Here is a 24,215-nt window from a genome sequence, read left to right as displayed (position 1 = left end):
AGAAAAAACCAAAGCCCCACCTTGCGTGGGGCTTTGCTGTATTGGCAGTACATGCCAGTGTGGCTACTCACTGCTGGCATCCTCCCGCCCCAGCCGCACATAAATCGGCTGATACGGCGCATCCTGGGTGATGCTGATCAGGCCTTCTTTGGCCAGTTCCAGAATGGCGATGAAGTTCACCACCACATAGCTGACGTTGATGTCCAGCTCGAACAGTTCAACAAACGGCACATGGCCACGGCCTTGCAGCTGGCGCAGGATGCGGGTCATTTGTTCGCGCACCGACAGGCTGTCTTGCTCCACCTGGTGGTGGCGGGTGTGTTTGGCGCGGGCGAGGATGGCCATCCACGCCTGGCGCAGGTCGGCCGGGCTGACTTCCGGCAGGCGCGCTTCGGCGCTTTGCTCCACCAGCACCGCCAGCCAGGCAAAGTCGCGCTCGGCCTGCGGCAGTGCGTCCAGTGCCAGCGCGGCCAGTTTGATTTGCTCGTATTCCAGCAGGCGGCGCACCAGCTCGGCGCGCGGGTCGTCCACTTCGCCTTCTTCGTCGCGCGGCGGGCGCGGCAGCAGCAGGCGGGATTTGATTTCGATCAGCAGCGCCGCCATCAGCAGGTATTCGGCGGCCAGCTCCATGCGTTCGGCGCGCATGGCGCCGATGTACTCCATGTACTGGGCGGTGACGCGCGCCATCGGGATGTCCAGCACATTGAGGTTTTGCTTGCGGATCAGGTAGAGCAGTAAATCCAGCGGGCCTTCAAAGCTTTCCAGAAACACCCGCAACGCGTCCGGCGGGATGAACAAATCCGCCGGGGCATCCAGCACCGCTTCGCCAAACACGGTGGCCAGCGGCGGCGCCGATGCGGGGGCGTCGGCGGCAAGCAGGGCGGGTGCGCTCATTGGCGGCCCACCAGGGTGATGCACGCCGGCATCAGGCGTAGCCCAGACCCATGGCTTCGCGCACGTCGCGCATGGTTTCCTGGGCAATGGCGCGGGCGCGCTCGCAGCCGTCAGCGACGATGCTCTTCACCAGGGTGGGGTCGTCCAGGTATTGCTGGGCGCGTTCGAACATCGGTTGCTGCTCGGCCAGGATGCCGTCGATCACCGGCTGTTTGCATTCCAGACAGCCAATGCCGGCGCTGCGACAGCCGCTTTGTACCCAGTCGTGGGTGTCGCGGTCGGTGTACACCTGGTGCAGCTGCCACACCGGGCATTTGTCCGGGCTGCCAGGATCGGTGCGGCGCACGCGCGCCGGATCGGTGGGCATGCCGCGCACTTTTTTGGTGACGGCGGCGGGGTCTTCGCGCAGGAAGATGCCGTTGCCGTAGCTCTTGGACATCTTCTGGCCGTCCAGGCCGGGCATGCGGCTGGCTTCGGTCAGCAGCGCCTGCGGCTCGACCAGAATCACCTTGCCTTTGTTTTCCAGATAGCCAAACAGCCGCTCGCGGTCGCCAATCGACAGGTTTTGCGTGTCGGCCAGCAGCGCGCGGGCGGATTCCAGCGCTTCTTCGTCGCCGTCTTGCAGGTAGCGGGTGCGCAGCTCGTCGTACAGGCGGGCTTTTTTGCTGCCCATTTTCTTGACGGCGGCTTCGGCTTTTTCTTCAAAGCCCGGCTCGCGGCCGTAGATGTGGTTGTAGCGGCGGGCGATTTCGCGGGTGATTTCGATGTGCGGGATCTGGTCTTCGCCCACCGGCACGAACATGGCGCGATAAATCAAAATATCCGCCGACTGCATCAGCGGGTAGCCCAAAAAGCCGTAGGTGCCCAGGTCTTTGTGCGACAGTTTTTCGATTTGGTCTTTGTAGGTGGGCACGCGCTCCAGCCAGGACAGCGGGGTGATCATCGACAGCAAGAGGTGCAGCTCGGCGTGCTCGGGCACCCGGCTCTGGATGAACAGCGTGGCTTGTGATGGGTCCACACCGGCGGCCAGCCAGTCAATCACCATGTCCCAGGTGCTCTTGGCGATGATGGACGGGTCGTCGTAGCTGGTGGTCAGCGCGTGCCAGTCGGCCACAAAGAAAAAGCACTCATGTTCGCTTTGCAGTTTCACCCAGTTTTTCAGCGCACCATGGTAATGACCCAGGTGCAGGCTGCCGGTCGGGCGCATGCCGGAAAGAACACGTTCGGAATACATGGGGGAGCTTTCGCGGTTGAATTGGCAGGGGGCCGCGCCGGCGGCCCCGAATGACGACAAATTATAACAAGGCGTTCAGAAAACGATAGCAGGCCTTGATCAGCGGGTTCATCAGCAAGGACAGCAGGCCGGTGAACATCAGCGCAATCAGAATCCACATGCCGTAGGGCTCCAGCCGCGACAGCTGCCAGGCCTGGCGGTTGGGCAGCACGCTCATCAGCATGCGCCCGCCGTCCAGCGGCGGAATGGGCAGCAGGTTCAGCGCCATCAGCATGACGTTGATCAGCATGCCAGCCTGCGCCATCAGCGCCAGCGGCTCGGTGTAGTCGTTGTTCATGCCCAGCGCCAGCTTGAACATCAGCGCCCACAGCACTGCCATCAGCAAATTGGCCCCCGGCCCGGCCGCCGACACCCACAGCATGTCGCGCTTGGGATGGCGCAGATTGCCAAAGCGCACCGGCACCGGTTTGGCCCAGCCAAAAATAAAGCCGCCCACCGCCACGCACACCAGCGGCAGCAGCACCGTGCCGATCCAGTCGATATGGCGCAGCGGGTTAAGCGTCATCCGCCCTTCCAGATAGGCGGTGTTGTCGCCAAAGTGGCGGGCAGCATAGGCATGCGCCGCCTCGTGGCCGGTGATGGCAAAAATCACCGGCAGGGCGAACACCGAGATTTTTTGAATAAGGTTGAGTTCGTCCATGCGTGTCCCGATTCAGAATAAAAACCGCTCACAGAACTTCAGTGCAAGCAGCACGGCAAGTAACCACGCCAGGAGAATTTTGTGAGCGGCGTTCAGCGCGCCCGCGTCGGCGACGCGGGCTAGGTGCTTGGAGCCGGCGTCAGCGCGCGGGTTCAATGACGTTCGAGTTTGACTAGGCCAGGCCCAGTTTGTCCAGCGGCCCGGCGCCGGCGCGGATCAGTTGCGGCGCGCCGTCGGTGAGGTCCAGCACTGTGGTGGGCTCGATGCCGCAATAGCCGCCGTCGATCACCAAGTCCAGCTGGCTTTGCAGCAGGTCGCGGATTTCAAATGGGTCGCTGGGCGGCATCGGTTCGTGAGGCAGCATCAGCGTGCACGACAGCAAAGGCTCGCCCAGCGCCTCCAGCAGCGCCAGCGCCACCGGGTGGTCGGGCACGCGCAGGCCGATGGTGTTGCGCTTGGGGTGCAGGGTGCGGCGCGGCACTTCCTTGGTGGCTTGCAGGATAAAGGTGTAGGCGCCGGGGGTGATGGCTTTCAGCAGCCGGTATTGGGCGTTGTCCACCCGGGCATAGCTGCCCAGTTCGGACAGGTCACGGCACACCAGGGTGAGATGGTGGCGCAAGTCCAGTTGGCGGATGGCCAGGATGCGCTCCATCGCCCGCTTGTCGCCCAGATGGCAGCCCAGCGCGTAACAGGAATCCGTCGGGTAGGCGATGACGCCGCCTTGCTGGATGATTTTCACCGCTTCGCGGATCAGCCGCGCCTGCGGGTTTTCGGGGTGAATGTGAAACAGTTGGGACATGATGGTCTTCAGTTGGCCGCCACGGGCGTGGCGCGCGGCGGGGTGAAGCGGCTCCACACCGGGACGCACACTGGCGGCAAATCCTGGGTGAGCCCCACGTCGCGGCCGCCTTCGCCAGGGGCATGAAAGTCGCTGCCGGCGCTGGCCAGCAGCTCCATGCGCGCGGCCAGCAGGGCAAATTTATGGGTTTGATCCAGCGTGTGGCTGGCGCTGACCACTTCGATGGCCTCGCCGCCCACCGCTTTGAAATCCTGCACCAGCTCTTCTTGCAACTGGCGGCCAATCTCATAGCGCCCCGGATGGGCAATCACCGCCACGCCGCCGGCGGCGCGAATCCAGCCCACCGCATCGGCCAGTTCGGCCCACTGGTGCGGCACATAGCCGGGTTTGCCCTTGACCAGATATTTGCGAAACACGGTGGCGACGTTTTTCACCTCGCCGCTTTCCACCAGAAAACGGGCAAAGTGGGTGCGGCCGATCATTTCCGGGTTGCCGCACAAGGCCATCGCCCCGTCAAACGCGCCATGGATGCCGATTTTGGCCAGCGCGGCTTCCATGCGCCGCGCCCGCTCCACTCGCCCTTCGCGCACCGCGCGCAGGCCAGCGGCCAGCGCCGGGCAATCCGGGTCGATGTCCAGGCCGACAATATGAATGGTGCGCGTGCGCCAGCTGACGGAAATCTCTACGCCGCGAATCAGGTCCAGCCCGTGCTCACGCGCCGCCTCGCCGGCCTCGGCCAGGCCGGCGGTGCAATCGTGGTCGGTCAGCGCCAGCATGCGCGAGCCGCGCGCCGCCGCACGCGCCACCAGCTCGGTAGGCGGCAAAGCGCCATCAGAAGCGGTGGAGTGGCAATGCAAATCCAGTTTGGCCATGGCGCATACTCGGGCAAAGCAATAAGTTTACCAGCTTGCTTGGCGCGCTGCCGGGGCGTTGCGCTCGGCCTCGCTAGAGGCCGTTTGCCGCTGCGTCCACTGCCAATGCTTGAGCCGGTAATCAGAGAGCTGAGCCTGGTAGACGTCCAGCACGCAGTTGTCGCAACCGCTGCCGCAGCAAGCGCCGTCGGCGGGCGGCTCGGGGGCTTCCGGCTCTGGGTCGAACAGGTCGTCAGACTGGCTCATGCGCCCACCACGCGGATGGTGAAGCCGTCGCCGCTGACGGTTTGGCCGGCGCGAATCTTGCAGGTTTTGCGCAGCTCTTGCGTGCCATCGACGCTAACTGCGCCGCTGGCCACCAGCGCCTTGCCGGCGCCGCCGCTGTCGGCCACGCCGCAGATTTTCAGCAGGTCGTTGAGGGCGATGTATTCGCCAGTCAGGGTAAAGTCTTGTTGCATGGGGAAAGGTCCTTCAAAAAGCTGATTATACGTGATGGCTGGGCATCAGCCCGGCTTCAGGTTGGCTTAAGCTTGCGCGCGCAGCATCGCGGGACTTTTACCATTTTGGACCTGCGCCCACACCATGAAGCTTTTGACCCTGCCCTGGCGCGCCCCGCGCGCGACCTTGCTGCCTGCGGCATTTTACCGGCGGCAATGGGCTTTACTGGCCGTGCTGGCGGCGCTGTTTTACGCCGTGCTGGGCGATGGCCGGCTGGATCACTGGCTGGCGGCGTTCAGCTTTGATCCGCTCAGCCAGCACTTTCCCTTACAGCACAACTGGTGGCTGGAGTATGTCAATCATGTCTGGCTGAAAGACGTATCTATTGTGATTGGCGTGGCCGCGCTGGGGCTGGGGGTGTTTGGCCCACGTTTTGGCCTGGATGCCGAGGCTGCCAGGCGCTGGCGGCTGGCCTGTGCTGCGATGGTGGTCGGCAGTCTGAGTGTATCTTTGCTCAAACAGGCTTCACCGTATCACTGCCCATGGGATTTGCTGGAGTTTGGCGGCCACGCGCCGTATGTGCCGCTGCTGGCATCTTTGCCGGCGGGGGTGTCAGCGGGCAAGTGTTTTCCGGCCGGGCATGCCTCGGGTGGCTTTGTCTTGATGGCCTTGTATTTTGTTTATGCGGGTGAGCGTCCGCGTCTGGCGCAAGCCTGGCTGTGGGGCGGGCTGGCGTTTGGCCTGCTGATGGGCGTGGGCCAGCAATTGCGCGGTGCGCACTTTCTGTCACATACGCTGTGGTCGGGTTGGGTGGTGTGGGCCACCATGCTGGCGGTGAACCAGTTACTGGGCCGGCGTTGAAAAAAAATAGGTGAATTCACCGATAGACTGTATCGGATGGATGTCAAGCATCGGTAAAATCCGTTAAGCTGAAAATACATCCTTTTCCGGAGCTGTCATGAATCCCGGTTCTTGCCTGGTCGATGATCCTGGCGTTGCCAACCTACAGCTGCTCAGCCATGCCGAGCAGCAGGATATCCTGTTGCTGCAACAGGCCATTCTCGAATCGGTGGCGCAAGGGCACGACCCGCTGGACATCATCAACGAAGTTTGCCGCCTGGAAGAGCGGCTGCTGCCCAATGCCGTGGGCTCGGTGATGTTGCTGGATGAGGATGGCAAGCTGAACGTCTACGCTGCGCCCAGTGTGCCGCCGGAGGGCGTGGAGCGCCTGCGCCTGCTGTGTCCGGGGCCAAATTCTGGCTCGTGTGGCAATGCCTTGTACCGGGGCGAGCCGGTGTTTGTCAGCGACACACTGACCGACCCGCGCTGGGCCGATTTGCGCGATCTGGCGGTGGATTTCAATCTGCTGGCGTGTTGGTCGATGCCGATATACGGCGCCGGGCGCGAGATTATCGGCACCTTTGCGCTGTCCAGCTTTGAGCGACGCGCGCCCACCGAGTTTCACCACAAGCTGCTGGAAATCGGCGCGTCGATCATTGGCATCGTGCTGGAGCGTCGCCGCGAGGCAGACAATCTGCGGCTGATGGCCAAGGTGTTCGAGAACAGCAACGAGGGTATTCTGGTCACCGATGCCCAGGCGCGCATCGTGTCGGTCAACCCGGCATTTGTCAGCATGACGGGCTACAGCCGCGACGAGGCGCTGGGGCAAACCCCGCGCCTGTTGGCCTCTGGCATTCATGATCAGGTTTTTTATCAGCACATGTGGGCCAGCCTGCTTGAGCAGGGCCACTGGCATGGCGAAATCTGGAACCGGCGCAAGAATGGCGAGGTGTTTCCAGAATGGCTGAGCCTGTCGGCGGTGCACGACCACAATGGTGTGCTGAGTCATTATGTCGGGCTGTTTTTTGATCTGTCCGAGCGCAAGGCCGCCGAGGCGCGCGCCGAATATTTGATTCACCACGATCCACTGACCGATCTGCCCAACCGCCTGCAAGCCAAAAACCGCCTGAACGAGGCGATTGCCCGCCGTCAGGACGACGGGGAAGGCGTGGCCCTGCTGTATGTGGATCTGGATAATTTCAAGACCATCAATGATTCGCTGGGCCAGGCAATGGGCGACCAATTGCTCAAGGCGGCTGCCCAGCGCATGCAAACCTTGCTGCAAAGCCAGGAAATGCTGGCGCGTCACGGCGCAGATGAGTTTTTGCTGATGGTGCCGCATGTGCGCGAACCGCGTCAGCTCACCGAGCTGGCCAGCCTGCTGCTGAATGCGTTTGCCGCGCCGTTTGACATCAACGGCCAGCAACTGCACTCCACGCTGTCGATTGGCGTGGCGCTGGCGCCAGACGATGGCGACGATTACGACGCGCTGCTGCAAAAAGCCGAAACTGCCGTGCGCGCCGCCAAAGAAGCCGGGCGCAACACCTTCCGCTTTTTTACCGGCCAGCAGGGCGGCCAGGCTGCCGAGCAATTGCTGATCCGCAATGGCCTGCACAATGCGCTGTTGCGCAATGAATTCATCCTGCACTATCAACCGCAGCTGGACCTGACCACCGGGCGCATTGTCGGCGCCGAGGCCTTGGTGCGCTGGCTGCACCCCGAACAAGGCATGGTGCCGCCGGGCAAATTCATTCCGGTGGCAGAAGAAAGCGGCCTGATTGTGCCGATTGGCGAATGGGTGCTGCACGAAGCCTGCCGCCAGCTGGCGCAATGGCGCGAAGAAGGGCTGGGCGATCTGGTGGTGGCGGTCAACCTCTCCGGCGTGGAGTTCAAGCGCGGCTATCTGGTGGAAAGCGTCACCCACACGCTGGCGCGCACCGGCCTGCCAGCCACCTGCCTGGAGCTGGAGCTCACCGAGTCCATGCTGATGCACGATGTGGAAAACGTGATTTCCACCTTGCAGCGGCTGAAAGCGCTGGGCGTGCGCCTGTCGATCGACGACTTTGGCACCGGCTACTCCTGCCTGTCGTACCTCACCCGCTTTGACGTGGACACGCTGAAGATCGACCAGTCTTTTGTCCGTCAGCTGCACCTGGGCGACCAGCACGCCGCCATCATCCGCGCGGTGATCCAGATGGCGCACAGCCTGGATCTGGCTACTATCGCCGAAGGCGTGGAAGACGCCGAAGTCGTGGCTTTCCTGCGCGCACACGCCTGCGACCAGGCGCAGGGTTATTTCTTCAGCAAGCCCTTGCCGGCAGAGGATTTTGCCCGCTTTGTCCGCCAGTATCGTGCTGTGCTGTAGTCACGATGGCGCATGCCTCTGGAATGCACCCGACACGCCCCGCCCCGTGCCCTTCCGCTGAAAAATGTCATTGGCGTGGCTTTGGCCAATTGCCAAAGCCAACGTTTTCGGTGACAATGCCTGACTCCTGTGCGGGTGTAGCTCAATGGTAGAGCAGAAGCTTCCCAAGCTTACGACGAGGGTTCGATTCCCTTCACCCGCTCCAGCCCGCCAGTCGGCCTGATTTCTGCCCCACCCGTGGCCCTTTTGACCCCTGGCGCACTGCCGCCTCACGGAGCTTGATTGCCCCATGAAATGGACATCTGGTCTTCTCCGGCTGACTCCCTATCGCCTTAAAATGCTGGGCGTGTTGCTTGCCCTGCTGGTGCTGGTGTTCATCACCGCCCTGTCGGTTTTTTACGCCCGCTTCGACCCTGAACAAGTGCGCATGCAATTGGCTGATGCCTTGCAGACCGATGGCCGCACCTTGAGTATCGGGCAGATTTCGCCTGCGGTGTTTCCCCGTCCCGGCATCAAGATTGATCAAATCAGCCTGAGCGCCCCCAATGCCAGCCCGGATGGCGACGGCCCGCTGTTTACCCTGCGCCGCGCCGAAATCCGCCTGGCCTGGCTGCCGCTGTTGCAGGCACAAAAAGTGGTGCACGCCATCAAGCTGGACGGTGTGCGCCTGAACCTGCGCCGCGAGGCGGATGGACGCTGGAATTTTGCCGACCTGCTGGAGCAGAAAACCGCGTCTTCCCTGGTGGTCAAGCTCGATTCGCTGAAACTGGCTGATCTTAACGCCACGGTGGACGACCGGGTGTTCAAGCGCGAATTCAGCCTGAGCGAAGGCTCGATGGAGGCCAGTGGCATGCTGGGCAATGCCCAGCTGAGCCTGGCCGGTCTGCTCAAAAGCGGCGAGCATCAAGCTGCCGTGGTACTGGAAAGCCCGCTGAACGTTGCCGAAGAACAACTGACGCTGGACCCCTTCAAGCTGACGGCCACTGGCCTGGTGGCCGGGTTGACCGACAGCCGTGCCGAGCTGACCGGCACCGTGCGCGTCAACCTGGTGTCGCGGCAGATGACCGCCGAAAACCTGCAAGCCAGCCTGAGCAGCCGCGAGCCGTCGGTTTCGCTGACCGCGCGGATGCCCAGTGCCGACTGGTCGCAGGGCAAGGCCGGTTTTCAGGCGCCCTCGCTGGATTTCAACGCCGCGCTGAACAACAAGGGCTCCAGCTATAGTTTTTCTGGCCAGCTCAAGGATATTTCCGGCAACTGGCAGGCGCTGGCCGCCACCGAACTGACCGGCGCGATGAGCTGGAAAGCCGGCGAACACACCTTGACCGCCCAACTCAAGGCGCCAGTGACGCTGAGCAATTGGGAAATCTTCCGCCTCACCCCGGTGACGGTGGACACTACGCTGGCCACCCCGCTGCTGCCGCGTGGCCAACTCAAGGCTGCCGCCAAGGGTGAGCTGGTGGCCAATCTGGCCCGCCAGCAAGTCACCAGCAAGCTCAATGGCCAGATCGACGGCCAGCGTTTTGACTTCAATGCCCGCCAGGATGGCTTTATCACCCCGGCGCACACCGTCAATCTCAGCCTGGGCAAACTCGATCTTAACCGCTATCTGGCCGAATCCACCGGCAATCAGGTCGGCCTGTTTTATGGCCAGCGTAAATTCGACTTCGACTGGATGAACGCACTGAATCTCTCTGGAGACTTGCGCATTGCCGAACTCACCGCTGGCCGTTTTGCCATGCAGCAGATTGGCGCCAAGCTGAGCATGCGCCCGGAAAAACTGCTGCTGGAAGACGTCACCGCGCTGATCTACGGCGGCAACCTGAATGGCCGACTGGAACTCACCCCCGGCGAGCAACCCAAGCTGGTGATGTTTGAAACCCTCAGCGGCATGCGCATCCGCCCGCTGCTGCGCGACCTGTTCGACATCGACCGGCTGGACGGCAAAGGCCGGCTGGAAGCCACGCTGACCGCCGAAGGGCAAACCTTCACCCAATTGCGCAAATCGCTGAACGGCACCGTGCGCGTCGGGCTGACCGAAGGCGCGCTGATGGGGGTGGACATGGTGGAAGCCATCAAGCGCCTGCCCACCGAGCTGGCGCGGCTGACCGACGACCCCAGCAAGCGCACCGATTTTCAGAGCCTGTCCGCCCAGTTCAACTTCAGCAACGGCGTGGCGCGCAATCACGACCTGCGGCTGAACTCCAGCCTGTTCAGCCTGCAAGGCCACGGCAAGGTGGATTTGGTCGGCAATATCATTGACTACGCCATGCGCGTGCAGCCCAATATCCTGGTGTTCACCAACACCAAAGAAATGAACGTGCCGCTGAAAATCACCGGTGCACTCAACGCCCCCACCTATGCGCTGGACTTCAACGCCCTGGTCAAGGACAAAAAGACCATCCTGGAAAAACAGCAGGTGCTGAAAGAACAGCTGAGCAATCAGTTCAATTTGTTCAAGACCACGCCGTAATGCCCCCCCCTGCGCCACCAGGCCTCAATGCCTTGCCTGGTGGCATGCAATCTGCTTGTCATCGCCTGCCGTTAAGCTTAGGCTGTTGACCCCATGCCCTCTTTCATCATGTCTTTAAGCGCTTCTCTGTTGTTCGCGCTCAAAATCGCCCTGGCCACTTTGCTGGCCTGGCCTTTGCTCACCTGGCTGGGCATCGAGCAGCCGGTATGGGCGGTGGTGACCATTGCTGCCGTCAGCGACCCCAAGCTCACCGCGACGGCGGACTTGGTGCGCGATCGGGTGAGCAATACGCTGATTGGCTGTGTGGTGGCCTTGCTGACCGTGTGGACGGTGGGCGCGCATCTGGGCTCGCTGGCGGCGGCGCTGGCGGTGTCGGTGGTGCTGGCGCGCACCATTGACCATTACCCCGGCAGCTGGCGGCTTACCCCGATCACCGTGGCCATTCTGCTGGGCAGTGGCATTGGCCTGCCAGCCTCGGCAGCGCTGAATCTGGCCGGGCTGCGCGCGGCGGAAATCATAGTCGGTTCGCTGCTGGCGCTGGGCTTGGCCTGGGCGTTTTCCTGGTGGCCGCACCGTCGCTGGCGTAACTGGCGACTGGCGCGGCAGGGTTGAGCAGCCGTCTGGCCTGCGTGAGCGGCTCAGGCTTGCGCGGCGGCCCGCGCGCGCAGCGTGGTGACCGCTTCGCCGCCGATGCCCCAGTTGTCGGTGTCCACTTCGTCAATCACCACCACCGTGGTGGCCGGGTTTTTGCCTAGGGTGTCGCGCAGCAGCGCGGTGACGCCGGCAATCAGCGTGGCTTTTTGTTCGGCGCTGGCGCCTTCGCGGGTGATTTTGATGTTGACGTAGGGCATGGCGGGCTCCTTTTGGTGAGTAAAACAGCAGTATTCGTGGCCGGCCTGCCGTGGCGGGCGTCAGGGCGGCGGCAACAGGCTGAATAGTTCGGCCGGGTGAGTCAGGGTCAGCGCCGGCTGGCAGGGGCGCAGGCCGTCCAGGCTGGCGTAGCCCCAGCCGACGGCGATAAAGTCCACCCCGGCGCATTGGGCGGCGTCGCCGTCGGCGGGCTGGTCGCCCAGATAGGCGGCGTGTTCGGGGGCGATGTGCAGGCGGCGCAGCACCTGGCGCAGCCGCTGCGCCTTGCCCAGCAGCGCGCTGCCGCATTCCACCGCGGCAAAGCGCGCCAGTCGCGCCTCGCCCACGCTGCGCGCCACATTGGCGCGGCTGTTCGAGCTGACCAGCGCCAGCCGCTGGCCGGCGTCCAGCTGGGCATCCAGCCAGTCCGCCACGCCGGCAAACAAGGGCGCGCTGTCCGGCGCGGCCTGCATCAATTGCATAAAGTGCCGCGCCACGCGCGGCAGCTTCCACCACGGCAGGCCAACATGGCGGGCAATCTGTCGCGGGCCGCAGCGGCGCAGCGCCGGCAGTTCGTCGGCCGCCACCGGGCGAAAGCCATGGTGGGCGGCCAGCTGATTGAAGGTGTGCCGGAAAAACGGAAAGCTGTCGGCCAGCACGCCGTCAAAATCCAGCATCAGTAAACGGTAGGCCATGGTCAGGGGCGCAGCAGAAAAACCCCGATATTACGCCACCCGACCCGGCCGCGCGGCATACCAGGCGCCAGCCGATACCGCGCACAAGCCTAGCAGCAGGCTGGCGGTCAGCGGCTCGCCCAAGAGCGGCACGGCGGCCAGCCCGGCCAGCACCGGCACCAGGCCAATCAGCGCGCCAGTGCGCGCCGCGCCCAGCTGTTGCACCGCCAGCAAAAACAGCCACATGGCAATGATGGTCGGGCCAATGCCCTGATACAAAGCCTGGGTGATCAGCTGGGTGGCGCTGGCCTCGGCCAGGCCCTTGGGCAGCCATAGCACGTACACCGGCAGATACAGCAGCGCCGAGCCCAGCGCGACAAAGCGGGTGAGCACCCACGGCGAAAACGCCCATTGCCGCACCAGCACGCTGTACACCGCCCAGGTCAGCGAGGCCACCAGCATCAGCGCGTCGCCCGGCAGCGTGCGCCAGTCGCCAGCTTGCAGCAGCGGCAGCGCCACACACAGCACGCCCAAGGCAATGCCCGTCAGGCCGATCAGTCGGTTGCGGGTGGGGCGTTCGCCCAGCGCCAGCCACAGCAGCGCCGTCACCAAAAACGGCTGCATGCCCGGCAGCAGGATGGCGCCGTGCGCCGCCGGGGCGTATTTGAAGGCGGTGTACACCACCACGCCATACAGCACGCCGCCAATCGCTGCCAGCGTCCACAGCCGGCGCTCGCGCCACACCGTGCGCGGCAAGTCGCGACAGAAGGGCAATAGCAACAGCGAGGCCGCGCCCAGGCGCAGCGCCAGCACGTCGTAGCCGGTCAGCGGGCTTTTGCCGCCCCAGCGGGAAATCAAAATAAAGCCAGTCCAGATGCAGACCACGCCCAGGGCGGCGGCGTAGCCCTGCCAGGGCGGACGAGAAGCAGTGTGCATGGCGGGCGCTTTCGGGCGGTCAGGGAGCTTGACTGTAGCGCGTGGCAAATCATCCTGTAAAATGAATAATCCTGATAAAATCCATCTCAAAAACAGAACATGGACCTGGACGACTTGCGTATTTTTCGGGCGGTGGTGCGCGAGGGCGGCATCACCCGCGCCGCAGCCCGGCTTAATCGGGTGCAATCCAACGTCACCACCCGCATCCGCCAGCTGGAAGCGCATCTGGGCGTGCCGCTGTTTGTGCGCGAAGGTCGCCGGCTGAGCCTGGCCCCTGCGGGCGCGGTGTTGTCTGATTACGCCGAGCGCCTGCTGGAGCTGGCCGACCAGGCGCGTGCCGCCGTGGCCGACGCCGCGCCGCGCGGCCGCCTGCGTCTGGGCTCGATGGAAAGCACTGCGGCTGCGCGGCTGCCTACCCGGCTGGCGGCGTTTCATGAGCGCTACCCGGACGTGCAGCTGGAACTGCACACCGGCGCCACCGCGCCGCTGCTGGCGCAACTGCGCGCGGGGGAGCTGGATTGCGTGCTGGTGTGCGGCCCGGTGGCCGACGCCCGGCTGTGTGCCGAGCCGGCGTTTATGGAAACCCTGGCGCTGATCGCCCCGGCGGGCCATCCGCCGATTACCCGCGCCCGCGACGTGCGCCCCCTCACCCTGCTGACCTTTGCCCCCGGCTGCGCCTACCGCCATCGGCTGGAGCAATGGCTGGCCAGCGACGGCGTGCTGCCGGAGCGGGTGATTGAGCTGGCGTCCTACCACGCCATGCTCGGTTGTGTGGCCGCCGGCATGGGCATTGCGCTGGCGCCGCTGAGCCTGCTGGACGGCATGGCGGCCAGCCATGCGGTGTCGGTGCATCCGCTGCCGGCTGAACACGCGCCAGCCCCCACCCTGCTGGTGCGCCGGGCGGGGGTGGACAGTCCGACGGTGATGGCGCTGCGTGAGGTGATGTTGGCGGGGTGAATGGCGAGGGCGCAAAACGGTCTGTCACCGCGCGCATCTGGTTACCAAAAAGCGCGGCTGTATCCATGCTCTGGCGCTAGCTGGGCTGGAACACCTCGGCCAGACTGCGCGCATCCAGCACGCGGTCGCTCCAGGCTTCCAGTTGGGGGAGATCGGCGCGTTGAATACGGGTCACCGTGTCGGCGGGCAGTTCACCAAAACGACGGGTGAGCAAGCGCAGCAATAAACGGGCTTCGCCTTCCTGTTGCCCCTCCTGCCGACCTTCCTGCCGACCCTTTTGCAGGCCCTTTTGCAGGCCCTTTTGCAGGCCTTCCTGCTTGCCGCGTTGCTCGTATTGTTGTGCCCATTGGTCAAAGCGTTCCGCCAGGGTCATTTTCAGCTCCTTCAAGTCACGCACCTTGGGCAAGGCCAGGGTGTGTTTGCTTTGCCGCAACAGCACGGCGCGAATCCAGATGGCAAATGTGCGATTTGGCGCCGCGCTGCGCGCGGACTGAATTGAGACGGGGATGCGCCCCGTACGCGCCCTACTTTCTTTGCTTCGCCAAAGAAAGTAGGCAAAGAAAGGCGACCCGGGCGCGTGGTCAGCGCCTGCGGCGCTGACTGCCCTGTGCTTCTCAAAAATCAGGGCCGTCCCGAAATGGCGCGTCAGCTGCGCTGCCGCTTAGCCGGGCCGGACTGCCCCCTGACTTTCTGCGATGCTCGGCACGCTTAACGGGAAAAAAACCAGCTAAGCGCGACCTGATCATGCAGGACGGCAGCGCTGCATGAATATTTGGTTTGTATGGCTTTTTTATTTATAATCAAGTAATTATGTCCAACTCCCCAGCGCTGGGCGAGTGCTTGTCGCCTTATCGCGCCGTCACCCGAAAACACTGATGAATCTTGCGGTTGCGAAAATCTTCCGGCACCGATTTGGCACTGATGTCTTCCACCCGATAGCGCTCAGCCAGTGCCGGGTCGAGCTTGAAGCCGCGCAGGTTGTTAGAGAAATACAGCACGCCGCCGGGGGCGAGCAGGGCCATGGCGCCGTCCACCAGGCGTTGCTGGTCGCGTTGCACGTCGAGGATGTCGAGCATTTTTTTCGAGTTGGAAAAACTCGGCGGGTCCATGACGATCAGGTCAAAGCGCTCGTCTGCCGCGGCGGCGTCTTGCAGGTAGCGGAACACATCGGCGCGCACCAGGCTGTGGCGGCTCAGGTCCAGGCCGTTGAGCTCGAAATTGCGCCGTGACCAGTCTTGGTAGGTGTTGGACAGATCCACCGTCACCGACGAGATGGCCCCGCCGGTGGCGGCGTACACGGTGAAGCTGCCGGTGTAGGCAAACAGATTCAAAAAGCGCTTGCCGGCGGCGTGTTCGCCCACCACGCGGCGGGTGTTGCGGTGGTCCAGAAACAGGCCGGTGTCCAGATAAGCTTCCAGATTGACGATAAAGCGGCGGCTGGTTTCGCTGACGATGCGCTCGCGGCCGGTTTCGCCGGTTTTTTCGTATTGCGCCAGGCCTTTTTGCCGGCGGCGGGTTTTCAGGGCAATGTCGTCCACGGCGATGGCCAGCACCTCGGCCACCGCCTGGCGGATGGCGTCCAGCCAGGCGGCGTGGCTGTCTTCGTCGATTTGCCAGCCGGTGTCCACTTCTTGAATGTGGGCGCTGGCGCCGTAGACATCGACAATCACCGGGAATTCCGGGATGTCGCGGTCGTACAGCCGGTAGCACTCGGTGTCCTGGCGCTTGGCCCATTTGGCCAGGTGGCGGTGGTTTTTGCTCAGCCGATTGCTGAAGGGGGTGAGGTCGCGCATGACGGGCTCCGTGGGTCAGTAGGCGCCGTCGCGCGCCAGCACCACTTTGATGGTTTTGATCAAAATCACAATGTCGTACCACAGCGACCAGTTGCGCACATACCAGCAGTCCAGCGCCACGCGGCTGTCGTAGTCGATATCGTTGCGGCCGCTGATTTGCCACAGGCCGGTGATGCCGGGGCGCGCCATCAGGTAAAACACCTTGTCTTCGCCGTAGCGCTCCACTTCGTCGGCAATCACCGGGCGCGGGCCGACCAGGCTCATGTCGCCGCGCAGCACATTGATCAGCTGCGGCAGCTCGTCCAGGCTGGTCTTGCGGATGAAATTGCCCAGCGGAGTGATGCGCGGGTCGTTTTTCAGCTTGAAATCACGCTCCCACTCGGCGCGGGCTTCCGGGTCGCGCGCCAACAGCTCGCTCAGCCGCGCCTGGGCGTCGATCACCATCGAGCGGAATTTCAGGCAGCGAAACGGTTTGCCGTGACGACCGATGCGGGTGTGGCCAAAGGTGGCCGGGCCGCCGTCGCGCGACACCAGCCAGGCCACGCTCAGCAGCAGCGGGGCCAGCAGCAGCAGAAGCAGGCTGGCGGCGACAATGTCAAAAGTGCGCTTGATAAAGCGTGAGGCGCGGCGCGACAGATTATTGCGCACGCGCAGCAGCAGCACTTCGTGGCTGAAAAAATGGGTCAGCTCGGCGCCATACAGCGGCAGGCCTTTCAGCGGCGGCGCAATGCTGACGTCGGCGCCGGCAATGCTGAAGCGCTGCACCAGCTGTTGTTGCACGTCCAGTTGTTCGGTTTCCAGCGCAATCAGAATGGCCGGCTGGTGAAAGCGTTCCAGAAAGCGTGGGGCGGGTTCTTCCAGCAGATAGGGCAGCAGCGGTTTGCCGCAGATCGGTTGGTCGTCGAGGTTTTCCGCGTCGCGCACATCGGCGCACGGGGCAACAAAGCCTACCACCTGATAGCCCAGCCAGCGCTCGCTTTTCAGCGCGGCAAACGCTTCGCGGGCGTTTTCGCCAAAGCCGAACACCAGCACCTGGCGCTGCCACCAGCCCAGCCAGATCATCAGCCGTCGGGCCAGCACCCGGCCCAGCACTACGCCAAACAGCGACACCGCCCAGGTGGCCACCCACCACAGCCGCGAGAACGGCGACTTGAGCATGAACATCAGCGCGGCGTCCACCACCGCCAGCACCAGCATGGCGATGACCACATCGCGGGTTTCGTCCCAGAACGGCCGGCGCTGGGTGTAATGGCCGCGCACCAGCCAGAACCAGCTGATGGCGGCCAGCACCAGCATCAGCCAGACGGTCAGCCGCAGGCCACTGTCGGCACTGGCGACAAAGGCCGGCAGGTCACGCCAGATGCGCACACGTTCGGCCAGCCAGAAGCCCAGCCGGTTGGCCAGCAGCAGCATGGCCAGATCTGTGGCGATCAACAGCCATTTACTCAGGTGGGGACGGGTATTCGGGGCGGGGTAGTCGTCGATCATTTTTTCTTGTTCAGGGTTGCGTCGCGCGGTGGGCCCGCGCGTGGCGGCGATTTTCCTTGAGCCGGGCAACGGCGACAAGCGATGTGCCGCAAATTTGTGTGAAGAATGCTTGACAGTGCACCTGCCGGTGGCTGACCCCGGTCAACTGCGCGGCGGTGGTGTCGGCCTGCATGCTGTGTTGTCCCGCCATGGCGCCGGCATGCCATGTGTCTGATCGACAGTGAGCGGGGCTTGCTCGGTATGCCGGCTTTTGGAGATAGCACATGGAATTCAATGTCAAGGATTACGGCGCATTGGGCGATGGTGTCAGTAATGATACCCAGGCGTTTATCGCCGCCAGTGCGGCGCTGAGTGCCCACGGTGGGGGTGTGTTGCGCATTCCGCAAGGGGTGTATGTGGTGGGCGAGCAAACACTGGCTGGGCAGCTTGGCCTGGGCTATGCCTATCGCAGCACGGACATCATTTCGATTGTCAATTGTCAGCAGCCAGTGGTGATTGAAGGCAACCATGCCGTGCTGCGTGCGGCACCAGGCCTGCGCTACGGCAGTTTCGACCCGGTGTCGGGCGAGCCCTATGCCCCGGCCGCCATGCCGTTTATTGATCCGGATTACGCTGCCGGCGCTTATCGCATGCTGGTGCTGGCGAATAACCGCCATGTGCTGGTGCGCGATCTGGAACTGGATGGCGCGTCGGACACGCTGATTCTGGGCGGCGGCTGGGGGGATCTCGGCCGTCAGCTTAACGCCTATGGGGTGTATGCACTGAATAACAACACCTTGCAGGTGGAAAACGTCCATACCCACCACCATGGCCTGGACGGCATCCTGGTGTCGCAGGTGGGCACCACCGCGCAGTCGCCGCGCACGCCAGCCACGCTGATTCGTGTGCGCAGCGAATACAACGGCCGTCAAGGCTTGAGCTGGACCGGCGGCAATGGTTTGACGGCGATTGACTGCCAGTTCAATCACACCGGCCGGGGGGCGCTGTCGTCCTCGCCCGCTGCCGGCATCGACATCGAGGCCGAGGATGGCGTGGTGCGCAATGGGCTGTTTATCAATTGCGAAGTCATCAATAACGTCGGCCCCGGCATGGGGGCGGATAGCGGTGACAGCGCGGATATTACCTTTCAGCGTTGCACCTTTATTGGCTCCACTAACTACCCGCTGTGGCCGCGCAAGCCGCGTCTGCATTTTCTGGATTGCACCATTGCCGGCCAATTGGTGAATGTCTACGCCGAGCAAACGCCTGGCGACGGCAATGCCACCCGCTTTACCGGCTGCCGCTTTACCGATCAGCTCAACTGGAATGGTCAGGTTCATTTGTATCCCGGCTGGTATTTGCTGGATCTGGGCGGTGGCAGTCAGGGGGTGATGTTTGATCGTTGCAGCATGGATACCCAGCACGGCCCGCTGATCTACACCGCTGGAGAAATCACCCTGCGCGACTGCCGGTTGACGCAGACCACCAGCCACGAGAGCACCTTCAGTGCGTGTTATGTGGGCTACAACCTGGCCTTCAGTCCGCCTGGTGCTTTCACCACGGGCATGGCGCGTGTGCTGGGGCAATTGCTGGTCAACGGCGAAGAAGCGCCGCAATACGTAGGCATCCAGCGCAAGCAGTGTCTGCAAGGTAATAACGGCAGTGCATATGCCGTCCGTCAGAGCATTGCCTATGCCTACTCTCCAGAAGCCGCTGTGGGCGCCGGCCAGGCCAATCGTGGCGACATTGTCTACAACCCCTACGCGGCGCCGGGAGGCTATGCCGGCTGGATTTGCGTAGAAGCCGGCAGTCCTGGCATCTGGAAGCCGTTTGGCCCGATTGCCCTGTGATTTAGCCTGAGTTTTTTTGCTGCACCGGCTTGATGCTGACATTGCTCAGCATCGGGTTAGAAATCTCTCTGTGGAATGATGATCTGCGATCCATGGTGATTTGTTGATTTTTCTGGGCTTGCCTGGAGGCAACGCTCTCTATTTTGTTTCCATCCTGAAAGGAGGATGCCATGACCACTCCTATTCCCATCACGATTGATGTGACGGCTGCACCATATGCGGCAGACAACACAGGCGTCAGCAATGCGACTCAGGCTTTCATTGATGCCAGTGCCGCGCTGTGTGCTGCCGGGGGCGGCACCTTGTTGATTCCGCCTGGCACTTACACGGTGGGCCGACAAGTCCGTGCCACCCAAAGCAATCAGGGTTATGCCTATCTGGGTGAGGACATCATTACCCTGAGCGGTTGCAGCCATCCTGTGGTGATCGAAGGCACCGGTGCGACCCTGACCCTGGCAAACGGTCTGAAATTTGGCAGTTTTGATTGGTCTACCGGAACGGCCTATACCCCGGCCAGCCTGCCGTTTACCGATGCAGACTATGCCGCCAGTGTCGGGCGCATGCTGGTGGTGAAAGACAATCCGGGCCATGTGGTGGTGCGAGGCCTGGAGCTTAATGGCAACGCCAGCGCACTGTCGCTGGGTGGCCAGTGGGGCTCCAGTGGTTATGATCTGGCTGCTGATGGCATCGTGGTCGAGAATGCCGATCAGGTTGCCCTGGAACGCATCTATAGCCACCACCATGGCCATGATGGCCTGGCCGCATATGGTGTGACGGCCAGTGCCAACAGTCCGCGCGCTCCGCTGTCACTCTTGCTGTGCCGTAGTGAATACAACGCACGTGCGGCATTGTTCTGGCAGGGGGGGAACGGCCTGCAAGCGGTGGATTGCAAGTTTAGTCACAGCGGCCGGGCCACGTTTGCCACCGCGCCGGCAGTGGGTGTCATGATCAAGGAGGGGGCACGCAACGGCCATTTCCTGAACAGCGAAATGCTGAACAACGTGGGTGAAGGGGTGCTGGCCTCCAGCACTGCTGCCGACATCAAGGTCGAGCGCTGTTCGCTGGTGGGCACCACGGCAGCACCCTTTGCCGTATCGGCCGCCCGTGTGCACTTTGTGGATTCCACCCTGGCAGGTCAAAGCAGTGTGGTGCGTGCTGGTGTGTCCCAGGCTGATGGCGATGCCACCCGTTTTAGCGGCTGCTGGCTGACAGATCTGCACAAGTACAACAATCAAGTGTTTATCAGCACGGGTGGCAATCTGCTGAACTGGGGCGCCGGCAGCCTGGGGGTGCAGATGGATCGTTGTTCGGTTGAGGTAGCCACCGGCGTGCTTGGCCAGACCAATGGCGCCATCTCTGCCAGCAACTGCCGCTTCCGCCAGACCAGTAGCGGGGCTTCTGCGATTGTGGCCAATTTTCATGGCGACACCATCTTTGATACTTCCGGTAGCAACGATCTGAGCACCAGCTTGATCCTGGGTCGCATGCTGTTTAATAGCGCTGAGCAACTGCAATACGACCAAATGCAGCGTCGCTTGCGTTTTTATGCCAATACCGGCAGCGGCGGCCGCATGCAGAGTGTGGGCTATTGCTACAGCGCCACCGCATTTGCCAGTGCATTCGGTGGCGGGACCAAAGGCGACATTGTGTACAACACCGCACCCACCCCTGGGGGCTATCTGGGCTGGGTGTGCACAGTGACTGGCACGCCAGGGACCTGGAAGCCGTTTGGTCTGATTGCCAGCTGATTCTTCAATCCTGGCTCACACTTTGAAATCACGATATTGACAGAGGCAATCTCATGGCTATTTTCAACGTCAAAGACTATGGCGCGTACGGTGATGGTATTCAAAATGATACCAATGCATTTATTGCCGCCAGTGCAGCACTGACTGCGGCAGGTGGTGGCACCTTGCTGATTCCGGCCGGGGTATACATGGTGGGCAAGCAGGATTTTGCCGGCAAGGCCAATCAGGGCTATGCCTATCGCGCCACCGACATCATCACGATCAGCAATTGCACCAAGCCGGTCATTATTGAAGGCAGTGCAGCGGTGCTGCGCATTGTGCCGAATCTGAAGTTCGGTAGCTTCGACCCGATCACCGGCAATCCTTACTATCCGGCGAGCATGCCGTTTACCAATGTCAATTACGCAGCCGGCATTGGTCGCATGGTCGTCTTGTCGAATAACTCGTCACAGGTGTTGGTGCGCAATCTGGAGCTGGACGGCAGCATCAACAGTGCTGTACTGGGCGGAAGCTGGGGGGATCAGGGTTATCAACTGGCAGCCTACGGTTTGTACACCAAGGATTGCCCCAATTTGCGCGTCAGCAATGTGTACTCCCATCATCATTGCCTGGATGGGCTTTACATCGCTCAGTCGCCAGCCAATGCCACGGCCACCACGCCGCGCACGCCTGCCACGCTGATCAATGTCCGCTGCGAATTTAATGCTCGCCAGGGCTTTTCCTGGGTGGGCGGCGGCGGGGTGACTGCCATTGGCTGCAAGTTCAATCACACCGGCCGTGCAGCCTTCGGCTCTTCACCACAGGCAGGGGTGGATATCGAAGCTTCGGGTGGTGCGCTGGTGCGCAATGGCTTGTTCATCAACTGCGAGATGATCAATAACGTGGGTCTGGGCATGGGCGCCGACAGTGGGGATTCTGCGGATGTCAGCTTTATCAACTGCACTTTCCTGGGGACAACCTACTATTGCGCCTGGCCGAGCAAGCCGCGCATGCACTTTGCCGATTGCACTTTCTCGGGTATTACCGTGCGGGCTTATGCCGACCCCGTCAACAGCAAAGGTTACGCCACCCAGTTCAGCCGTTGCTTGTTCACTGACAAGCTCAAATACAACAGCCAGGTATATGCGCCCGGCAGCACCAGCTATCTGGTGGATTTTGGCGTCAGTGGCGCCGGCGTGAAGCTGGATGCCTGCGTGATTGATGCCGCGACCACTCGCATTGGTTACTCGTCCAACTATGGCACGGTGACCGCAACGAATTGCCAGTTTTATCAGCAAGTCACCGGCAGTGGCACGGAGAGCGCCTTCCGCGCCATCTGCGTGGGCGATACCGTGCTCAATAGCGGGTCGCTGGCACAGCTGGATCAATCCGTGGTGCTGGGGCGTGCCAGCTGGAATGGCACTGAATATCCGCAAACCACCAATATGCCGCAGCGCCGTCAACAACTCTGGGCCAATAACGGCAGCGGTGGCAGCCAGCAACATATCGGCTATGGCTCCAGCCCGGCAGATTTCCTGGGCAGCAACAGCGCGCAGCTTGGCGACATCGTGTTCAATTCCGATGCGGTTTCCGGCGCGCCGGCTGGCTGGGTGTGCGTGAGCAGCGGTAGCCCGGGCACCTGGAAAGCTTTTGCCACCATTGCCAGCTGAGCTGTCTCTCACTGCCTTTCATGATTTATTTCTGGAGTTCAATCATGCAGAACATTATCAATGTCAAAGATGCGCCGTACAACGCCGTGGGTGATGGCGTCACCAATGACACTGCCGCATTTGCCGCTGCCAGTCTGGCGCTAAGCGCGCAAGGAGGGGGAACCTTGCGTATCCCGGCCGGGCATTATGTGGTTGGTGCACAAACCCTGGCCGGCCAGACCGGGCTGGGCTACGCCTATCGAGCTGACCCCATCATCAAAATTACCAATTGCAGCCAGCCGGTCATTATTGAAGGCAATGGCGCCGTGCTCTCCATTGCCAACGGCCTGAAGCTGGGGGCTTTTGACCCGGTGACGGGTATCGCGGTGACGCCTTCGCTGCCTTATACCGATGCCGATCATGCCGGCCATGCCTATCGGATGATTCATCTGGAAGGCAATACTGGTGGGGTCGCAGTCAGCGATCTTGAGCTGGATGGCAATGCCGACCAACTGATCTTGGGGGGGCAGTGGGGGACTCAAGTGGGTCGCAGTCTGAATGCTACCGGTGTGTGGTTGAAGGATAACGCATCCATCTTGCTGGAAAACCTGCACATTCATGACCAAGGCCTGGATGGCGTCTCGGTGGCTGCCACCAATGCCACTCAGGAAACCCTGCGCAAGCCGGTGACGCTGCACGATGTGCGCTGTCTGCGCAATGCGCGCAATGGTCTGCGTTTGGAGGGCGGCAGTGGCCTGACCGCCATGAATTGCCAGTTTAATTTCAGTGGCCGTGGTGTGTTTGCTTCTGCCGTGTCGGCCGGGGTGGCCGTGGTGCCGGACAGCACATCCTTTGTCAATCAAGGGGTGTTCATGGACTGCGAAATGATCGACAACGTTGGCCCCGGTTTTTATTCCACCGGCACCAACAGCTCGGATCTGTCGATTTATTCCAGCACGCTCATCGGCACCTCGTCCTACGCCGCCCAGCCCAATAGCCCGCGTGTGCATTTCACGGATTGCACCCTGGCAGGACAAGTGGTGACCCCGTTTGCCGAAACCACCACCGAACGTGGTCGTGCCACCCAGTTTACCCGTTGCCGTTTTACCGATGCCCTGGACTACAACGGCCAGGTGTACACCCACTCAAGCTGGTATCTGCTGGACTTTGGCAATAACAGTGCGGGCGTCAAGCTGACCGAGTGCCAGGTGGACACCGTCACGGCCAAGCTGGGCTACAGCAATGGCTTGATGATCATCACCGATACCCGCATGACCCAGGCCAACAACACCGGGACATCCAATATCCAGGCTGTATTTGTGGGCAACTGCGCCATTGATACGGCGGGCAGCAACCCGCTGACCAGTTCGGTGGTGCTGGGGCGACTGATCATCAATGGTGCCGAAACCATTGTGTACGATCCGCCACAACGCTTTAACCGCTTGCTGGGCAAGGATAGCGGCGGTGACAAGATGCAACGCATCCAGCATTTCCATACGCCGGGTGCTTCGGTGTTGGCCAGCGCACCGGCCGTGCAAGGGGATGTGGTGTACAGCACGGCCCCCGCTGTAGGAGGCTATGCTGGCTGGATTTGTGTGCAAGGTGGCGATAGCACCACCAGCGTCTGGAAAGGCTTTGGTCAGATCGTCAACTAAGCCTGCCATCTTCCCCCGCAGGGCGTATGCCCTGCCTTTGCCAGCC

Annotated in this window: 24 protein-coding genes and 1 tRNA gene; 10 read left to right on the top strand and 15 right to left on the bottom strand. The window is 62.2% G+C overall.

Annotation, left to right across the window (positions count from 1 at the left end):
* Positions 1 to 63: 63 nt before the first annotated feature.
* The 7 genes from DFR34_RS08675 to DFR34_RS08645 form a co-directional block, all read right to left on the bottom strand.
* The gene (locus DFR34_RS08675) at positions 64 to 894 is read right to left on the bottom strand and encodes a segregation and condensation protein A (protein ID WP_110390751.1); all 831 of its coding nucleotides are present in this window, start codon (positions 892 to 894) and stop codon (positions 64 to 66) included.
* Positions 895 to 925: 31 nt separating this feature from the next.
* A complete protein-coding gene (locus tag DFR34_RS08670) occupies positions 926 to 2,128 on the bottom strand; it encodes a tryptophan--tRNA ligase (RefSeq protein WP_110390805.1) in 1,203 nt (400 codons plus the stop codon).
* A gap of 61 nt (positions 2,129 to 2,189) precedes the next feature.
* Positions 2,190 to 2,828, bottom strand: coding sequence for a site-2 protease family protein (locus DFR34_RS08665; RefSeq protein WP_110390750.1), 639 nt, complete (start codon positions 2,826 to 2,828; stop codon positions 2,190 to 2,192).
* A gap of 172 nt (positions 2,829 to 3,000) precedes the next feature.
* Positions 3,001 to 3,627, bottom strand: coding sequence for an L-threonylcarbamoyladenylate synthase (locus tag DFR34_RS08660; protein WP_110390804.1), 627 nt, complete (start codon positions 3,625 to 3,627; stop codon positions 3,001 to 3,003).
* 8 nt (positions 3,628 to 3,635) lie between these two features.
* Positions 3,636 to 4,499, bottom strand: coding sequence for a 3',5'-nucleoside bisphosphate phosphatase (locus DFR34_RS08655; protein ID WP_110390749.1), 864 nt, complete (start codon positions 4,497 to 4,499; stop codon positions 3,636 to 3,638).
* A 27-nt stretch (positions 4,500 to 4,526) separates the two neighbouring features.
* On the bottom strand, positions 4,527 to 4,745 hold the full coding sequence (locus tag DFR34_RS08650; RefSeq protein WP_110390748.1) for an oxidoreductase-like domain-containing protein: 219 nt from the start codon (positions 4,743 to 4,745) through the stop codon (positions 4,527 to 4,529).
* The gene (locus DFR34_RS08645) at positions 4,742 to 4,957 is read right to left on the bottom strand and encodes an RNA-binding S4 domain-containing protein (RefSeq protein WP_110390747.1); all 216 of its coding nucleotides are present in this window, start codon (positions 4,955 to 4,957) and stop codon (positions 4,742 to 4,744) included. Before DFR34_RS08645 ends, DFR34_RS08650 begins: the two co-directional genes overlap by 4 nt.
* Positions 4,958 to 5,081: 124 nt before the next feature.
* On the opposite strand from DFR34_RS08645, the gene DFR34_RS08640 reads away from it, so the two are divergent.
* The 5 genes from DFR34_RS08640 (at position 5,082) to DFR34_RS08620 (ending at position 11,224) form a co-directional block, all read left to right on the top strand.
* Positions 5,082 to 5,798, top strand: a complete 717-nt coding sequence (locus DFR34_RS08640; protein ID WP_110390746.1) for a phosphatase PAP2 family protein — start codon at positions 5,082 to 5,084, stop codon at positions 5,796 to 5,798.
* A 97-nt stretch (positions 5,799 to 5,895) separates the two neighbouring features.
* The gene (locus tag DFR34_RS08635) at positions 5,896 to 8,142 is read left to right on the top strand and encodes a bifunctional diguanylate cyclase/phosphodiesterase (RefSeq protein WP_110390745.1); all 2,247 of its coding nucleotides are present in this window, start codon (positions 5,896 to 5,898) and stop codon (positions 8,140 to 8,142) included.
* A gap of 131 nt (positions 8,143 to 8,273) precedes the next feature.
* Positions 8,274 to 8,347, top strand: a tRNA-Gly gene (locus tag DFR34_RS08630).
* A gap of 84 nt (positions 8,348 to 8,431) precedes the next feature.
* Positions 8,432 to 10,612, top strand: a complete 2,181-nt coding sequence (locus tag DFR34_RS08625; RefSeq protein WP_110390744.1) for an AsmA family protein — start codon at positions 8,432 to 8,434, stop codon at positions 10,610 to 10,612.
* A 93-nt stretch (positions 10,613 to 10,705) separates the two neighbouring features.
* Positions 10,706 to 11,224, top strand: coding sequence for an FUSC family protein (locus tag DFR34_RS08620; RefSeq protein WP_110390743.1), 519 nt, complete (start codon positions 10,706 to 10,708; stop codon positions 11,222 to 11,224).
* Positions 11,225 to 11,250: 26 nt separating this feature from the next.
* On the opposite strand, the gene DFR34_RS08615 is transcribed toward DFR34_RS08620, so the two are convergent.
* From DFR34_RS08615 to DFR34_RS08605, 3 genes are read right to left on the bottom strand one after another with little or no spacing between them, the layout of a single operon-like run.
* The gene (locus DFR34_RS08615) at positions 11,251 to 11,463 is read right to left on the bottom strand and encodes a 2-hydroxymuconate tautomerase family protein (protein WP_110390742.1); all 213 of its coding nucleotides are present in this window, start codon (positions 11,461 to 11,463) and stop codon (positions 11,251 to 11,253) included.
* 60 nt (positions 11,464 to 11,523) lie between these two features.
* Entirely contained in the window at positions 11,524 to 12,156 is a 633-nt protein-coding gene (locus DFR34_RS08610) for an HAD hydrolase-like protein (RefSeq protein ID WP_110390741.1), read from the bottom strand.
* 30 nt (positions 12,157 to 12,186) lie between these two features.
* The gene (locus DFR34_RS08605; RefSeq protein ID WP_110390740.1) at positions 12,187 to 13,071 is read right to left on the bottom strand and encodes a DMT family transporter; all 885 of its coding nucleotides are present in this window, start codon (positions 13,069 to 13,071) and stop codon (positions 12,187 to 12,189) included.
* A gap of 99 nt (positions 13,072 to 13,170) precedes the next feature.
* On the opposite strand from DFR34_RS08605, the gene DFR34_RS08600 reads away from it, so the two are divergent.
* Positions 13,171 to 14,028, top strand: coding sequence for a LysR family transcriptional regulator (locus DFR34_RS08600; protein ID WP_110390739.1), 858 nt, complete (start codon positions 13,171 to 13,173; stop codon positions 14,026 to 14,028).
* Positions 14,029 to 14,104: 76 nt separating this feature from the next.
* Here DFR34_RS08600 and DFR34_RS17760 read toward each other — a convergent pair whose 3' ends face one another.
* From DFR34_RS17760 to DFR34_RS17120, 4 genes are all read right to left on the bottom strand, one after another.
* Positions 14,105 to 14,467, bottom strand: a complete 363-nt coding sequence (locus DFR34_RS17760) for a DUF4351 domain-containing protein (RefSeq protein ID WP_110390738.1) — start codon at positions 14,465 to 14,467, stop codon at positions 14,105 to 14,107.
* Between the two features lie 409 nt (positions 14,468 to 14,876).
* Positions 14,877 to 15,821: a class I SAM-dependent methyltransferase gene (locus tag DFR34_RS08590; protein WP_110390737.1), complete on the bottom strand. Its 945-nt coding sequence runs from the start codon at positions 15,819 to 15,821 to the stop codon at positions 14,877 to 14,879.
* A gap of 15 nt (positions 15,822 to 15,836) precedes the next feature.
* Positions 15,837 to 17,309, bottom strand: a complete 1,473-nt coding sequence (gene wbaP / locus DFR34_RS08585) for an undecaprenyl-phosphate galactose phosphotransferase WbaP (RefSeq protein ID WP_110390736.1) — start codon at positions 17,307 to 17,309, stop codon at positions 15,837 to 15,839.
* A gap of 10 nt (positions 17,310 to 17,319) precedes the next feature.
* A complete protein-coding gene (locus DFR34_RS17120; protein ID WP_158281778.1) occupies positions 17,320 to 17,481 on the bottom strand; it encodes a hypothetical protein in 162 nt (53 codons plus the stop codon).
* A gap of 91 nt (positions 17,482 to 17,572) precedes the next feature.
* On the opposite strand from DFR34_RS17120, the gene DFR34_RS08575 reads away from it, so the two are divergent.
* Entirely contained in the window at positions 17,573 to 19,138 is a 1,566-nt protein-coding gene (locus DFR34_RS08575) for a right-handed parallel beta-helix repeat-containing protein (RefSeq protein ID WP_110390734.1), read from the top strand.
* 1 nt (position 19,139) lies between these two features.
* Here the strand turns inward: DFR34_RS08575 and DFR34_RS17115 are convergent, their stop codons facing one another.
* Positions 19,140 to 19,310 carry a hypothetical protein gene (locus tag DFR34_RS17115; protein WP_158281777.1) on the bottom strand — a complete coding sequence of 57 codons (171 nt, stop codon included), beginning with the start codon at positions 19,308 to 19,310 and terminating at the stop codon, positions 19,140 to 19,142.
* Between DFR34_RS17115 and DFR34_RS08570 the strand changes: the two genes are divergently transcribed.
* From DFR34_RS08570 to DFR34_RS08560, 3 genes are read left to right on the top strand one after another with little or no spacing between them, the layout of a single operon-like run.
* Positions 19,309 to 20,886 carry a right-handed parallel beta-helix repeat-containing protein gene (locus DFR34_RS08570; RefSeq protein WP_110390733.1) on the top strand — a complete coding sequence of 526 codons (1,578 nt, stop codon included), beginning with the start codon at positions 19,309 to 19,311 and terminating at the stop codon, positions 20,884 to 20,886. The two genes, DFR34_RS17115 and DFR34_RS08570, sit on opposite strands and share 2 nt — an antisense overlap.
* 53 nt (positions 20,887 to 20,939) lie before the next feature.
* On the top strand, positions 20,940 to 22,535 hold the full coding sequence (locus tag DFR34_RS08565) for a glycosyl hydrolase family 28-related protein (protein ID WP_110390732.1): 1,596 nt from the start codon (positions 20,940 to 20,942) through the stop codon (positions 22,533 to 22,535).
* 44 nt (positions 22,536 to 22,579) lie between these two features.
* Complete coding sequence (locus DFR34_RS08560; RefSeq protein ID WP_158281776.1) at positions 22,580 to 24,169, top strand: right-handed parallel beta-helix repeat-containing protein; 1,590 nt, start codon at positions 22,580 to 22,582, stop codon at positions 24,167 to 24,169.
* Positions 24,170 to 24,215: the final 46 nt, after the last annotated feature.

The organism is Rivihabitans pingtungensis, assembly GCF_003201855.1.
GTDB lineage: Bacteria > Pseudomonadota > Gammaproteobacteria > Burkholderiales > Aquaspirillaceae > Rivihabitans > Rivihabitans pingtungensis.
The sequence above is the reverse complement of the archived record's forward strand: the minus strand, read 5'-3'. Positions and strand labels throughout refer to the sequence as shown.